General features: G+C 70.8%; 14 protein-coding genes. 4 read left to right on the forward strand and 10 right to left on the reverse strand.

What is annotated here, in order from left to right:
• Nucleotides 1–213 precede the first annotated feature (213 nt).
• Nucleotides 214–1,215 (reverse strand): hypothetical protein, encoded by a 1,002-nt coding sequence (locus EEY80_RS01825; protein ID WP_126974838.1) that lies wholly within the window; start codon nucleotides 1,213–1,215, stop codon nucleotides 214–216.
• Between the two features lie 179 nt (nucleotides 1,216–1,394).
• On the opposite strand from EEY80_RS01825, the gene EEY80_RS01830 reads away from it, so the two are divergent.
• Nucleotides 1,395–2,354, forward strand: coding sequence for an acetyl-CoA carboxylase carboxyltransferase subunit alpha (locus EEY80_RS01830; RefSeq protein ID WP_126974839.1), 960 nt, complete (start codon nucleotides 1,395–1,397; stop codon nucleotides 2,352–2,354).
• On the forward strand, nucleotides 2,354–2,674 hold the full coding sequence (locus EEY80_RS01835; RefSeq protein ID WP_126974840.1) for a DMT family transporter: 321 nt from the start codon (nucleotides 2,354–2,356) through the stop codon (nucleotides 2,672–2,674). The genes EEY80_RS01830 and EEY80_RS01835 overlap by 1 nt, the downstream gene beginning before the upstream one ends.
• Here the strand turns inward: EEY80_RS01835 and EEY80_RS01840 are convergent.
• The 6 genes from EEY80_RS01840 to EEY80_RS01865 are packed head-to-tail and all read right to left on the reverse strand — an operon-like array spanning nucleotide 2,652 to nucleotide 6,330.
• Complete coding sequence (locus EEY80_RS01840) at nucleotides 2,652–3,041, reverse strand: DUF4112 domain-containing protein (RefSeq protein ID WP_126974841.1); 390 nt, start codon at nucleotides 3,039–3,041, stop codon at nucleotides 2,652–2,654. The two genes, EEY80_RS01835 and EEY80_RS01840, sit on opposite strands and share 23 nt — an antisense overlap.
• A gap of 36 nt (nucleotides 3,042–3,077) precedes the next feature.
• Complete coding sequence (locus EEY80_RS01845) at nucleotides 3,078–3,683, reverse strand: pyridoxamine 5'-phosphate oxidase family protein (RefSeq protein WP_126975086.1); 606 nt, start codon at nucleotides 3,681–3,683, stop codon at nucleotides 3,078–3,080.
• Nucleotides 3,684–3,688: 5 nt separating this feature from the next.
• Nucleotides 3,689–4,033 carry a TfoX/Sxy family protein gene (locus EEY80_RS01850; RefSeq protein WP_126974842.1) on the reverse strand — a complete coding sequence of 115 codons (345 nt, stop codon included), beginning with the start codon at nucleotides 4,031–4,033 and terminating at the stop codon, nucleotides 3,689–3,691.
• A gap of 1 nt (nucleotide 4,034) precedes the next feature.
• Complete coding sequence (locus EEY80_RS01855; RefSeq protein WP_126974843.1) at nucleotides 4,035–4,760, reverse strand: lysophospholipid acyltransferase family protein; 726 nt, start codon at nucleotides 4,758–4,760, stop codon at nucleotides 4,035–4,037.
• The gene (locus EEY80_RS01860) at nucleotides 4,760–5,662 is read right to left on the reverse strand and encodes a cell division protein FtsX (protein WP_126974844.1); all 903 of its coding nucleotides are present in this window, start codon (nucleotides 5,660–5,662) and stop codon (nucleotides 4,760–4,762) included. The genes EEY80_RS01855 and EEY80_RS01860 overlap by 1 nt, the downstream gene beginning before the upstream one ends.
• Nucleotides 5,659–6,330, reverse strand: a complete 672-nt coding sequence (locus tag EEY80_RS01865) for a cell division ATP-binding protein FtsE (RefSeq protein ID WP_126974845.1) — start codon at nucleotides 6,328–6,330, stop codon at nucleotides 5,659–5,661. Before EEY80_RS01865 ends, EEY80_RS01860 begins: the two co-directional genes overlap by 4 nt.
• 154 nt (nucleotides 6,331–6,484) lie before the next feature.
• On the opposite strand from EEY80_RS01865, the gene EEY80_RS01870 reads away from it, so the two are divergent.
• Nucleotides 6,485–7,567 carry a zinc-ribbon domain-containing protein gene (locus EEY80_RS01870; protein ID WP_126974846.1) on the forward strand — a complete coding sequence of 361 codons (1,083 nt, stop codon included), beginning with the start codon at nucleotides 6,485–6,487 and terminating at the stop codon, nucleotides 7,565–7,567.
• A gap of 24 nt (nucleotides 7,568–7,591) precedes the next feature.
• Nucleotides 7,592–7,930, forward strand: a complete 339-nt coding sequence (locus tag EEY80_RS01875; protein ID WP_126974847.1) for a YciI family protein — start codon at nucleotides 7,592–7,594, stop codon at nucleotides 7,928–7,930.
• Between the two features lie 11 nt (nucleotides 7,931–7,941).
• Here EEY80_RS01875 and EEY80_RS01880 read toward each other — a convergent pair whose 3' ends face one another.
• From EEY80_RS01880 to EEY80_RS01890, 3 genes are all read right to left on the reverse strand, one after another.
• Complete coding sequence (locus tag EEY80_RS01880) at nucleotides 7,942–10,590, reverse strand: TIGR02302 family protein (RefSeq protein WP_235829676.1); 2,649 nt, start codon at nucleotides 10,588–10,590, stop codon at nucleotides 7,942–7,944.
• A 78-nt stretch (nucleotides 10,591–10,668) separates the two neighbouring features.
• Entirely contained in the window at nucleotides 10,669–11,934 is a 1,266-nt protein-coding gene (gene lysA, locus EEY80_RS01885; RefSeq protein WP_126974848.1) for a diaminopimelate decarboxylase, read from the reverse strand.
• A gap of 76 nt (nucleotides 11,935–12,010) precedes the next feature.
• Nucleotides 12,011–12,328, reverse strand: a complete 318-nt coding sequence (locus EEY80_RS01890; RefSeq protein ID WP_126975088.1) for a DUF2834 domain-containing protein — start codon at nucleotides 12,326–12,328, stop codon at nucleotides 12,011–12,013.
• Nucleotides 12,329–12,380: the final 52 nt, after the last annotated feature.

Below are 12,380 nucleotides of genomic sequence, written 5' to 3' on the forward strand. Positions count from 1 at the left end.
GGAAGATGGGCCGGAAAAGAACGACGGCCGCGAAAGAGACTCGTTGACAGGATGCCCGAATCCGTCGCAGCGTGGTGTCACGAAAGATTAACACAGTGGCACTCTGGAAAGTGACGCCCGGTCGCGACGGGGAGGGGAGGCCCCGACGCGACACTTCGGGAGGAGCGCGCCCCGCAGCCCGGCTGCGGGGCGTTTCGCTGTCTGCCCGCAGGTTCAGAAATCCAGCCCGAAGGACGCCTGCACCAGCGTCTCGTCGCCGATGCCGTCGATGGCTCCCGCCTCGATGAAGGCGCCGGCCAGCGCATAGCGGGCGCTGAGGCCCCAGACATCGGCCCTGCCCTCCTCGAAGCTCATGTAGCTGGCGGTCACGTCCAGCCGTTCCAGCGGGCGCACCGTGGCCCAGACCTTGGTCGAGGTCACGTCACCCGACGCCGACAGATCGTCGAGACCGACGGAGGCCAAGCCATCGGCGGCGTCATCGTCCAGCCACTCGCCGAAATCGACCGATGCGTCGAGCGTGACGTAAGAGGCGCCCAGATCGAACCGGGCCGTCTGGAATTCGGCACTGCCGGTCAGGAAGGTCGAATCGCCCCCGTCGGCATCGAGGTATTCGCCGCCCAGCGACAGTTCGACCATCCCGGCCTTGCCGCGCACGACGCCCTGCAGCACCTTGGGGCCACCGTCCTCGAACTCGTGATAGGTCACCCCCACCGCCACGTTCTGCCGCACCAGATCGTAGCTGAGGCCATAGGGCACCTCGGAGGCGGCGAGGTAGTAGAGACCGGACAGGCCCTGGCCGTCGATCAGGCCGAAATCCAGCACCTCGATCAGCCGGAAGCCGCCGATCTGCGGCGTGTCCATGTACTTGTCCAGCGCGAAGCGCGGCACCCCCGCCCCGACCAGACCGAAACCGGTGTCCAGCACCGCCGCCCCGTAGAAGGCGCTTTCGCTCTCGTCCTCGGAAAAGCCCTCCGCACCCAGTTCCACCCCGACGGGCAGCCCGAACAGCGTGCCGGTCGCAATGCCGATATCCATGTCGAGATAGGCGCCGGTCGCCTCTTCATCGTCATACATGTAATGTTCGACCTCGACCCCGCCGCGGGCGTAGATGCCGTCCCCGATCGGCGTGGTGACCTGTGCCGCGGCCCCGGTCGCCGCCAGCGCCGCGAGGCCCGTCAGCGCGAGCCGGGCGCCATCATGCAGGTTCCTGCCCATTTTCTTCTCCTTCACTGCCATTGTGCGGGAACACTGTCGTGCGACTGCGGTTCCACCGCCTCCGCCACCGCAGCAGATTGGTGCCGCGACGTTGCAAATCCGCCCGCAGACCGCCATAAATCCCCCGGACCGCACCGGCCGCGACTTGCGCGCAGAACGGGCGCAGAACGGAGCGCAGAATGAACTATCTCGAATTCGAAAAGCCTCTGGCCGAAATCGAAGGCAAGGCCGAGGAGCTGCGCGCGCTGGCCCGCAGCAATTCCGAGATGGATGTCGAGAAAGAGGCCGCGGCGCTGGACCGCAAGGCCGAGGCGATGCTGAAGGATCTGTACAAGGACCTGTCGCCCTGGCGCAAATGCCTCGTCGCGCGCCACCCGGACCGGCCGCATTGCCGCGACTATGTAGACGCGCTGTTCACCGAATACACGCCCTTGGCCGGCGACCGGAACTTTGCCGACGACCATTCGGTGATGGGCGGGATCGCCCGGTTCAACGACCAGCCGGTGATGGTGATCGGCCATGAGAAGGGCCATGACACCAAAAGCCGGATCGAGCACAATTTCGGCATGGCGCGTCCCGAAGGCTATCGCAAGGCGATCCGGCTGATGGACATGGCGCATCGCTTCGGCCTGCCGATCGTGACGCTGGTCGACACGCCCGGCGCCTATCCCGGCAAGGGCGCCGAGGAACGCGGCCAGTCCGAGGCCATCGCCCGTTCGACCGAGAAATGCCTGCAGGTCGGCGTGCCGCTGATCTCGGTCATCATCGGCGAGGGCGGGTCCGGCGGGGCCGTGGCCTTCGCCACTGCCAACCGCATCGCGATGCTGGAACATTCGATCTATTCGGTGATCTCGCCCGAAGGCTGCGCCTCGATCCTGTGGAAGGATTCCGAAAAGATGCGCGAGGCGGCCGAGGCGCTGCGCCTGACCGCGCAGGACCTGCTGAAGCTGGGCGTGATCGACCGGATCGTGAAAGAGCCGCTGGGAGGCGCACAGCGCGGCCGGGCCGAGACCATCGCCAATGTCGGCAAGGCCATCGAGACGATGCTGAAGGAACTGTCCGGCAAGAAGCCCGATGCGCTGATCCGCGACCGGCGCCACAAGTATCTGGACATGGGATCGAAGGGGCTGGCCGCCTGATGCCGGGCGGGGCCTGGGGGCTCGTCCTCGTCGCGGGCATTCTCGAATGCGCATGGGCGCTCGGGCTGAAATGGTCCGACGGCTTTTCGCGGCCCTGGCCCACCGCGCTGACGATCATCGGCGCGCTGGCCAGCTTCTTCCTGCTGGCGCAGGCGATGAAGACGCTGCCCGTGGGCACCGCCTATGCGGTCTGGACGGGGATCGGCGCGCTCGGCACGGCGACGCTGGGGATCGCGATCATGGGCGAACCGGCGACGCTGCTGCGCATCGCCGGGATCGCGCTGATCGTGTCGGGGATCATCGCGCTGAAACTGGCCTGACGGTCGCCGCCGGCCGCGAGCGGCTTTCCAGATCGGCCGCCAGCAGCGCGGCATTGCGCCGGTGGCTCTTGAACGCGATGTCGAAGATGTCGCCCACCAGCGGGATCGCCCCCACCAGCCAGTCCACACCGGCATTGGCGACCATCCGGGCGATGGTGCGCCGCCGCGCGCCGGCCTGCACCGCCTCGTTGATCATCCAGGCGGAAATTGCCAGACCGACCGTGTCGCCGACGCCGGGCACCAGCCCGATGATACCGTCGAGCCCCAGCCGGATGCCGGTGCCGGGCACGACCCAGCGGCTGTCCATCAGCCGGGCGATGCGGCGGATGCGCTCCAGCCGGGCGTGATCGGGGTCGCGGATGTCCATGCGGGCCAAACGCGCGGGGCCGGCTTCGGGTCCGGCCTACCACATGGATTTCGCCGCCCGGTCCGGCCATTCCGCGTCATAGGCGGTGCCGCCGACCTCGCCCGCCGTCAGCGCGGCCAGCATCTGGCCCGCCGTGGGCAGGCCCGCGCTTTCATCGGCACCCGACCACAGCCGCGACCGCATCAGCGCCCGGGCGCACTGGAAATAGACCTCGTCCACCGCGATCACCGCCACCGTGCGCGGCAGCTTGCCGTCCCGGGCGAAGCTGTCGCGCAGCCCCTGATCCGCGGTGACCCGGCCCCGGCCGTTGACCCGGATGACATTGGTCGAGCCGGGGATCATGAACATCAGGCTGCAGCGCCCGTCGCGCACCAGATTGCGCAGGCTGTCGATCCGGTCGTTGCCGCGCCAGTCGGGCAGCGCCAGCGTCCGGTCGTCGAGCAACCGCACCACCGGTCCGTCATCGCCGCGGGGCGACCCGTCGGTGCCTTCCGGCCCCACCGTCACCAGCACGGCAAAGCGGGACCGTTCCACCCAGTCCCGGTAGGGTCCGGCCAGCCGGTCCGCCACCTTGCGGGTCGAGGTCGGCTGCGGCCTGCCATAGAGGGCGGCCAGATCGTCGAGATTGTCGAGGAACTGCATCGGCATCACTCCTTCCGGGGCGTCCCGGTCTTGCGGGGCTTCTTTGGCGGCGGCACCGGCAGATCGGCCCATGCCGCGCGGATCAGCGCGACCAGCGCCCCGGCATCGTCCACATCCTCGACCGGCAGGTAGGGCGTGATCTGCGGCACCGGCCGTTCCAGCGCCACATCGCCCGCCAATGCCAGCGCGCCGGGCGTGGGCTTCACGAACAGCCGGTCGCCAATCACCAGCCCCACCACCTTGCCTTCGAGGTAGATCGCGTATTCCCCGAACATCCGCCGGGCCGATACCACCCCGGCCGGCTCCATCTGTTCCAGCAGGAACGCGACGGTGCCGGGGGCGGTCGCCATCTCAGCCGCGCCCGGGCCGGAAGCCCGCCTCGGCCATCAGGTCGTCCGAGGCCGTCTCCACCTCGGATTCGAGCCGCGCCATGAATTCGGGCAGCGGCAGGCCCGGCGGGATCGGCGGCAGGAATTCCACCACCGCCAGCCCCGGGCGCCGCAGCACGCCCCGCCGCGGCCAGAACAGCCCGACATTGGTGGCCGCCGGCACGCAGGTTTGTCCGAGCTGGGAATAGAGCGCCCCGGTCCCCGGCTTGTAGGGCATCGCCGCACCGGGGGCGACGCGGGTGCCCTGCGGATAGATGATCAGCTGTCCCGGCAGGGCGCGGCCCGTCTCGACATCGGCCAGCATCTGCTGGATCGCCTGCCCCCGCCGGCCGCGATGCACCGGCACGCAACCGATGCGGATCGCGTACCAGCCCAGGATCGGCGCCCACAGCAATTCGCGCTTCATGATGAACTTGGGCCGCGGCACCGCGCTGACGATCAGGATGATGTCGAGAAAGCTCTGATGCTTGGCGGCGATCAGCACCTCGCCTGTCGGCACCGTGCCGCGGATCACCGTGCGCAGGCCCAGCATGCGCTCTGCGCTCCAGCGGACCCAGCGGCACCAGGTCTGCACCGCGTCATAGGCGGCCTCGCGCCGGAAAAACACCTGCGGCGTGAACCAGACCGCCATCAGCGCCATCATCGCGTAGATCTGGATCGAGAAGACCAGCGACAGCAGCCAGCGCATCACATCAGCCCCTTCAGCGCCCGCAGCGCCGCCGCGCGGGTGGCGGCCAGTGCGACCGCGCCCCCCAGCACCGGCAACAGCGGCAGCCACAGCCATTCGCCGCCCTGAAAGCCGAGCCCGGTAAGGAAGCTGCCGGTCTCGACCGAGGGCACCAGCGCCAGCATCAGGGCGGCCAGCGCCGTGCCCGCCGCCGCCCCGCCCGCCGCGCGCAGGGTGAAGCGGCGCACGAAGGCCTGCGCGATATAGCGGTCGTGCGCGCCCACCAGCCGCAGCACCCGGATCACCTGCCCGTTCGCGGCCAGCGCCGCCTGCGCGGCCAGCGTGATCATCGCCGCCGTCGCCGCACCGATCAGCACAAGCGAGGCCACCGCCACCAGCCGCATCCGCCCCGCCGCCGCCACCAGCGGCCGCCGCCAGCGGTCGTGGTCGTCCAGCACCGCGCCCGGCGCCTCGGCCTGCAGGCGCAGGCGCAGGCCCTCGGGGTCGAAGCCGGTGCCCTCTTCCACCACCTCGATCAGCGCCGGGATCGGCAGCGTCTCGATCGGCAGGTCGGGGCCGAACCACGGCGCCAGCAGGGCCTGCGTCTCGTCCGCCGGCAATTCACGGGCCGAGGCGATGCCCGGCGTGGTTTCCAGCACCGCCAGCACCGCCTGCACCTGCCGCTCCTGCTGGTCCTCGGGGGCCGAGACGCGGATCGTCGCCGATTGCGCAAGCGCGTCCGACCAGCGATCCGCCAGTCGCCCCGCCGCGAAGGACAGCGCCAGCGCGAAGACGGCTAGGAAGGCCATCGCCGCGGCCGAGAACACCGTCAGCCGCGCGGTGAAGCCCGAGGGCGGCACCACCCGGTCCGATTGCAGGTCCGAGGTCAGAAACGCCCTCGCCCGGGCCAGTTGCGCGTTCACAGGTCCGCCCCCGCCAGATGCAGCCGCCGCCCCTTGATCCGCAGCACCCGCGCCGCGACCTGCGCCTTGGCGCTGCGGATCAGGTTCATGTCATGGGTGGCGATCACCACGGTCTTGCCCATCCGGTTCAGCTCCACCAGCAGGTGCAGCAGGCGCTGCGACATCTCCCAGTCGACATTGCCGGTGGGCTCGTCCGCCAATATCACGTCCGGTCCCATGATCACTGCCCGGGCCAGCGCCGCGCGCTGCCGTTCGCCCCCCGACAGTTCCGGCGGCAGGGCATCCATCTGGCCCTTCAGCCCGACCCAGCCCAACAGTTCCACCAGTTCGCGCGTGTCGATCGGGCGGTCGGCCACCAGCAGCGGCAGGGCCACGTTTTCCGCCACCGACAGATGGTCGAGGAACTGGCAGTCCTGATGCACCACGCCGATCCGCCGGCGCAGTTCCGCGATCTCGTCGCGCCCGAGCCCCCGCACGCTCTGGTCGAAGACGGTGACGCGGCCGGCCGAGGGCAGCAGCTCGGCATAGAGCAGCTTGAGGAAAGTGGTCTTGCCGGCGCCGGACGGGCCCGTGAGGAAGTGGAACGACCCCGGCGCGAGCTTCAGCGACATCTCGGTCAGAAGTTCGCCACCGCCATAGCCGTAGCTCACGTTCTCCAGCTCGATCACCGGTCTCTCTCCACCCGCAAGGCGCCGATCTTGTCGCATGGACAAATGCTTGGAGATCGGTCCACCGCTTGCTACAACATGCCGAAGACAATGACCAGAAGACCGGGACCGCAACGGCGGATCGCGGCACCCGGGGGGCGGGTGGGGGTACGAGATGCGGCTGACATGCCCGAACTGCAACGCGCAGTATGAGGTCGACGAACGGGTGATCCCCGAAGCCGGCCGCGACGTGCAGTGTTCGAACTGCGGCCAGACCTGGTTCCAGCTGCCGCTGTCGCGGCTGGCGCCGCCGCCGCCCGAACCGGACGAGGACCTGCCCTTCGACGAAGGCGCGCTCGCCGCCGACCTGCCCGAGGCGCCGCTGGACGAGGACTTCGGAGAAACCGCGCCTCCCGAGGACGGCACCGAGCCGCCGGAGGACGCGCCGGCGATGCCCGCCGCCGCCGAGGCGGCCGAGGATGACCTTCCCCCCGGCCTGGCCGAGGCGCTGGCGGAGGATGACCGCCCCGCCCCCGAGGCGAAGACGGACGACGAGGCCCCCGCCGACGTCTGGCCCGAGGAGGTCTGGCCCGCCGATGCGCAGGCCGAGCATTACCTGCAGAACGCCGAGGCACCGCTGCCGGACCCCGAGGCTCCCGCGCCCGCCATTCCCGGCACCCTGCGGCGCCGCACGCTCGACGCCGCGGTGCTGAACGTCCTGCGGGAAGAGGCCGAACGCGAGGCGCGGGCGCGCCACCGGGCCAGCGCGGTGGAGGTGCAGCCGGAACTGGCGCTCGACCCGGCCCGGCCCGGCCATGCCGCCCCGCCGCCCTCCGGCGCCGATCCCTCGCCGGCCCCCGAACGGTCGGAACGGGGCGCGCATCTGCGGGGCGAGGATCCGGAACTGGAGGCCGAGATCGCCGCGGCCAACCGCCCGCCGCGCCGCGACCTGCTGCCGGATATCGAGATGATCAACTCGACCCTGCGCGCCACCTCGGACCGGGGCCGTGACGCGGCGGCGCAGGACGCGCCGGAAACCGTGCGCCGGGCGCGCAGCGGCTTTCGCCTCGGCTTCGGCCTGTCGCTGGCGGCGGCGGCGGTGGTGCTGGGCCTCTACATCTCGGCCCCGGCGCTCGGCCGCAGCGTGCCGGCGCTGATGCCGGCGCTGACCGCCTATGTCGCGACGCTGGATCGCGGGCGGCTCTGGCTCGACGGGCAGATCGCGGCGCGGATCGGTGCGCTGCAGGACGGCAGCTAGCCGGGCGACCCGGCGGGAGGCGGCATGACCAAGTATCTGATCTCCTTCCCCGCCGAGGCGATGGTGCTGACCGAGGACGAGTTCGTGCAGGCCGGTATCGACAGCCATGCGGTGATCGCCGAGGCCCAGGCGGCGGGCGTCTATGTCTTCGCGGGCGGCATCCACGAGGGCATCGCGCCGGTTCTGGTGCCGGCCGAGGGTCCGGTCACACCCGGCACCCACCCGGGCAGCCGGCTGACGGGCGGGTTCACGGTGCTGGAGCTGCCGACACGCGCCGCGGCAGAGGACTGGGCGCGCAAGCTGGCCGCCGCCTGCCGCTGCCCGCAGGAGCTGCGCGCCTTCATGGACGACCCGCTGAGCTGACAGGGGCGCTGTTAGAACCGGTCCAGCAGCCGGCGCAGATAGTCCAGTTCCAGATCGGGCCGCTCCTGTTCGCCGGCGCGGCGGCGGATTTCGTCCAGCAGGTCGCGGGCCCGCCGATAGACATCCTCGCCCTGCAGCAGGTTTTCGTCGGACCCGGCGCGCCCGCCCTGCCCCAGCACCCGGCCCAGGGGGTCGCGCTGGCCGCCCTGCCCGTTCTGCGCCTGCCGCTGGTCGCCCTCGCCCGGCTGGCCGCCCGGCTGCTGGCCCTGCTGGCCGTTCTGGCGGGCCATCTCCTCGCCCAGATTGCGCAGCCCCTCGCGCAGCTGCTCGATCGCCTCGGCCTGCCGGTCGATCGCGGTGCCGGTATCGCCGTCGCGCAGCGCCTGTTCGGCCTGATCCATCGCGCGCCCGGCCCGGCCGAGCGCATCCCGCGCCGCGTCCCCGGCCTCGGACCCCGCGCCGGGCAGATTGCCCTGCTGGCGGCCCAGTTCGTTTCGCAGCGCCTGCTGGCGGTCGGCGAGACTGCCGCCGCCCTGCCCCGGCTGGCCCTGGCCCGGTTGGCCTTGGCCCGGCTGGCCCTGTCCAGGCTGTCCTTGCCCCGGTTGCCCCTGCCCGGGCTGTCCTTGTCCCGGCTGGCCCTGCCCCGGCTGACCCTGCTGGCCCTGACCCTCCTGCCCTTCGCGGAAGGTCTCGTCCGACAGGCCCTGCTGTTCGCGCAGCGTGTCGGCCAGATCCTGCATCGCCTGCCCGCCCGGCATGTCGCCTTCGCCGCCCTGGCCTTGCGTGACGCGCATGTTCTCCATCATGCGGTTGAACTGCTCCAGCAGTTCCTGCGCCTCGGCCATGCGGCCTTCTTCCATCAGGCGCTGGATTTCATCCATCATCTGCTGGATCTGGTCGCCGGTAATCTGCTGGCCCTGCCCCTGCGCCATCTGCTCTTCGGGCATCTGTTCGCCGCGTTCGGCCAGCTGGCGGATATAGTCGTCCGTCGCCTGCCGCAGCTCGTCCATCAGCGCCTGTATCTCTTCGGGGCTCGCGCCATTGCGGATCGCCTCGGACAGGCGCTCCTGCGCGCGCTGCATCCGGGCCAGCGCATCCGACAGGCCGCCATCCTCGATCAGGACGGCGATCTCCCACAGTTCCTCGGCCATCTCGTCGCGCAGTTCGGACGGCATCCGGCCGTCCACCAGCCCCGCCTCCATCCGCCGCATGGCAACGCTCAGCATCAGATACGAGCGCGGGTTGCGGAAGAAGCCTTCGGGCCGGTTGCGGATCGCGCGCAGCACCTGCAGGCTGCGCCCGGCATTGTCGCCCGACCACAGCAGGTCGCGCCGCATCTCGATGATCGCCGCCGCCAGCGGGTCGAAGAAGCGCCGTCCCGGCAGGATCAGCGACCGCTCCTCGCTCTGCCCCGTCTGGCCGAGGCCGTCTTCCACCGTCAGCACCATCTTCACCGGCAGGTTGGCGAAAGGGTGCTTCGAGGCATTGTCGATCAGCGTTTCCTCGAACGAGGCGCGGTCGCCGGTGATCGGCAGCGGCAGGTCCAGCACATAGGGATCGCGCGGTTCCGGTTCCGCGGCGAGGCCGAAGCGGCGGTCCACCGCGGCGAGGTCGAGCGTGATCTCCGCCCGGCCGGCGACGATCTGGAAATCGTCGGTGGCGGTGAAGGGCTGGCCCATCTGCCCGTCGGCCTCGCGCCGGATCGCGCCGGAAAAGGCCACGGCCGGCCCCCGGTCCGGCAGGACCACCACCTCGAAGGCGCGGCCGCCCGCGCCCTCGACGGTCACGGTGCCCGACCGGGCCGCCGCGAATTCCGCCGATTGCGGCGGCGCGGCCGCGGTGGATGTTCCGGCGGCGTCGCCCTGCTCAGGCGGCGGGGGTGCCGCGTCTGCCACGTCCTGTTCCACCCGGATCGACCCCGGCGTGCCGTAGAAGCGGAAGGTGAAGCGGCTGCCTTCGGGCAGTTCCAGCCGCTCGACCTCCAGCGCGTTCAGATAGAGGCTCGGGCGTCCGGTATAGGCGGGCGGCTCTACCCAGCCTTCCCAGCTCGGCCCGGCGGCGGCAGAGGCGGGGTTGCCGCCCGCCGCGATCTCGGCCACCTCGGCCACGCGCGACGGCGCCCCGAAGATCACCGCCAGCACGAACAGCATCAGCGCCGCATAGCGCAGACCATAGCGGTCTCGCGAGGCCAGCCGCAGGTCCGGCGCACGGGCGCGGGCGGCGGCGGCGCGGGCCGCCATGCGCTGCAGGTGAATGCGCCAGACGGCAGAGGCCGCGCTGTCCTCGCGGCCGAGCGCCTGCGTCTCGGCCAGCGCCGCCAGCGGCCGGCCCGGCAGCCCGGAATCGAGCCGCGCCGCCGCCTCGGCCCGGCTGGGCCAGCGGAACCGCCGCAGCCCCGTCACCAGCGTCGCCACCAGCCCCAGAACCACCGCCACCAGCGTGACCCACAGCACTTCCAGCGGCAGCACATCCTGCAGGCCGAAGGCGAAGGCCGCCGCGGCGGCGAGCAGCAGCGTGCTGAACGGCCAGAAGCCGCGCGCCAGACGTTCGGCGAACAGCGCCGCCCGCGTCAGCCGCAGCGGCACGCGCAGGCGGGCCATCGCGCCCTCGCGGATGCGCGCGTCCTCCTGCCGATCCTCGCGTTCGTCCCGGCGCGTCATGAACCCCCGTCTTGTCTGGAAGACGCCTCGGCTGACGGCCCGGACCGGTCGGGCCAGGCGGCCGGCAGGGTCAGGGCGTCACAGCCATACGGGGATGCTATCGCGGTTGAGGATTTCGTCAAACGTCGGTCTGGCGCGGATGACGGCGAAGTGATCCCCCTTGACCAGCACCTCGGGCACCAGCGGCCGGGTATTGTATTCGCTGGCCATTACCGCGCCATAGGCCCCGGCCGAGCGGAAGGCGATCAGATCGCCCGCCGCGACGGGCGGCAGGGGGCGTGCGCGGGCGAAGGTGTCGCCCGTCTCGCAGACCGGGCCCACCACGTCATAGGGGTGGCCCTCGGTCGCGGCGGCGGGTTCGATCACCGGCACGATGTCGTGATGCGCGCCATACATCGAGGGGCGCACCAGATCGTTCATCGCCGCGTCGAGGATCAGGAAGTCGCGGTCCTCGCCTTGCTTCACATAGATCGTCGCGGCGACCAGCAGGCCGGCATTGCCGGAAATCAGCCGGCCCGGCTCGATCTCGATCTCGCAGCCCAGATCGCCCACGGTCCGCTTGATCAGCGCGCCATAGTCGGCGGGCAACGGCGGCGCCTCGTTCGACCGGGTATAGGGGATGCCCAGCCCCCCGCCCAGATCGAGGCGCCGGATGGCGTGCCCGTCCGCCCGCAGCGCCCGGGTCAGGTCCGCCACCTTCAGATAGGCCTGCTCGAAGGGCTCGAGGTCGGTCAGCTGGCTGCCGATATGCACGTCGACGGCGCAGACCTCGATCCCGGGCAGGCGGGCGGCCAGGGCATAGACCTCACGCGCGCGGGCGATCGGGATGCCGAACTTGTTCTCCTTCCGGCCGGTCGCGATCTTTTCATGCGTCTTCGCGTCGACATCCGGGTTCACCCGCATTGCGATGGGGGCCACCGCGTCCAGCGCCAACGCCACCTCGGACAGGGCCAGCAGCTCGGGTTCGGATTCGACGTTGAACTGGCGGATGCCGCCTTGCAGGGCCAGCCGCATCTCCTCGCGCGTCTTGCCGACGCCGGAAAACACGATCCGCCCGCCCGGCACGCCCGCCGCCTTTGCCCGCAGATATTCGCCGCCCGAGACGACGTCCATCCCGGCCCCCAGATCGGCCAGCACCTTCAGCACCGCGAGGTTGGAATTCGACTTGACCGCGAAGCAGACCAGATGCGGCAGCGGCGACAGCGCCTCGGTGAACAGGCGGTAGTGCCGTTCCAGCGTGGCGGTGGAATAGACGTAGAAGGGCGTGCCCACCGCCGCGGCGATGTCGGGGATCGCCACGTCCTCGGCATGCAGGATGCCGTCGCGATACAGGAAATGGTCCATCGGGGTCTCCGCCGTTGCGGCGCCTGAATAGCAGGTTCGCGGGCCTATGCAATTTGCCCGATGCCGCCCGGCCGGGTCAGCCGACCGGCCGCGTGCGCAGGAACAGGTACAGCGGCAGCCCGCAGGCCAGCCCGATGCCGAAGGTGGCCGGGATCGCCACCAGCGCCCACCAGTTGCGCCGCACCCATGTCTCGGCCAGCACCCAGACGGTCAGGGCCGCGGCTGCGAGGGTCAGGTCCCAGACCAGCCCCTCGGTCGCGCGGTTGACGAACCATGCGTCGATCAGGCCCGCGAGCCCCCCGCCCTCGGCCCTCATATGCGCAAGGAAGTGCCGCATCGGCAGCACCGCCCCGGCCACGGCCAAAGCGAGGTAGATCAGGCGCAGGGTCGAGATGCGGGCGCGGGGCTGGGTCATGCGTCTGTTCTACCGCCCCGACGACGCCCGG

The organism is Frigidibacter oleivorans (genome assembly GCF_003993775.1).
Lineage (GTDB): Bacteria > Pseudomonadota > Alphaproteobacteria > Rhodobacterales > Rhodobacteraceae > Frigidibacter > Frigidibacter oleivorans.

What these genes read in the sequence shown, in the direction of transcription:
- EEY80_RS01825 (WP_126974838.1), bottom strand. Translation starts at nt 1,215, where the DNA reads ATGGGCAGGAACCTGCATGATGGCGCCCGGCTCGCGCTGACGGGCCTC.
- EEY80_RS01830 (WP_126974839.1), top strand. Translation starts at nt 1,395, where the DNA reads ATGAACTATCTCGAATTCGAAAAGCCTCTGGCCGAAATCGAAGGCAAG.
- EEY80_RS01835 (WP_126974840.1), top strand. Translation starts at nt 2,354, where the DNA reads ATGCCGGGCGGGGCCTGGGGGCTCGTCCTCGTCGCGGGCATTCTCGAA.
- EEY80_RS01840 (WP_126974841.1), bottom strand. Translation starts at nt 3,041, where the DNA reads ATGGACATCCGCGACCCCGATCACGCCCGGCTGGAGCGCATCCGCCGC.
- EEY80_RS01845 (WP_126975086.1), bottom strand. Translation starts at nt 3,683, where the DNA reads ATGCAGTTCCTCGACAATCTCGACGATCTGGCCGCCCTCTATGGCAGG.
- EEY80_RS01850 (WP_126974842.1), bottom strand. Translation starts at nt 4,033, where the DNA reads ATGGCGACCGCCCCCGGCACCGTCGCGTTCCTGCTGGAACAGATGGAG.
- EEY80_RS01855 (WP_126974843.1), bottom strand. Translation starts at nt 4,760, where the DNA reads ATGCGCTGGCTGCTGTCGCTGGTCTTCTCGATCCAGATCTACGCGATG.
- EEY80_RS01870 (WP_126974846.1), top strand. Translation starts at nt 6,485, where the DNA reads ATGCGGCTGACATGCCCGAACTGCAACGCGCAGTATGAGGTCGACGAA.
- EEY80_RS01875 (WP_126974847.1), top strand. Translation starts at nt 7,592, where the DNA reads ATGACCAAGTATCTGATCTCCTTCCCCGCCGAGGCGATGGTGCTGACC.
- EEY80_RS01880 (WP_235829676.1), bottom strand. Translation starts at nt 10,590, where the DNA reads ATGACGCGCCGGGACGAACGCGAGGATCGGCAGGAGGACGCGCGCATC.
- lysA (WP_126974848.1), bottom strand. Translation starts at nt 11,934, where the DNA reads ATGGACCATTTCCTGTATCGCGACGGCATCCTGCATGCCGAGGACGTG.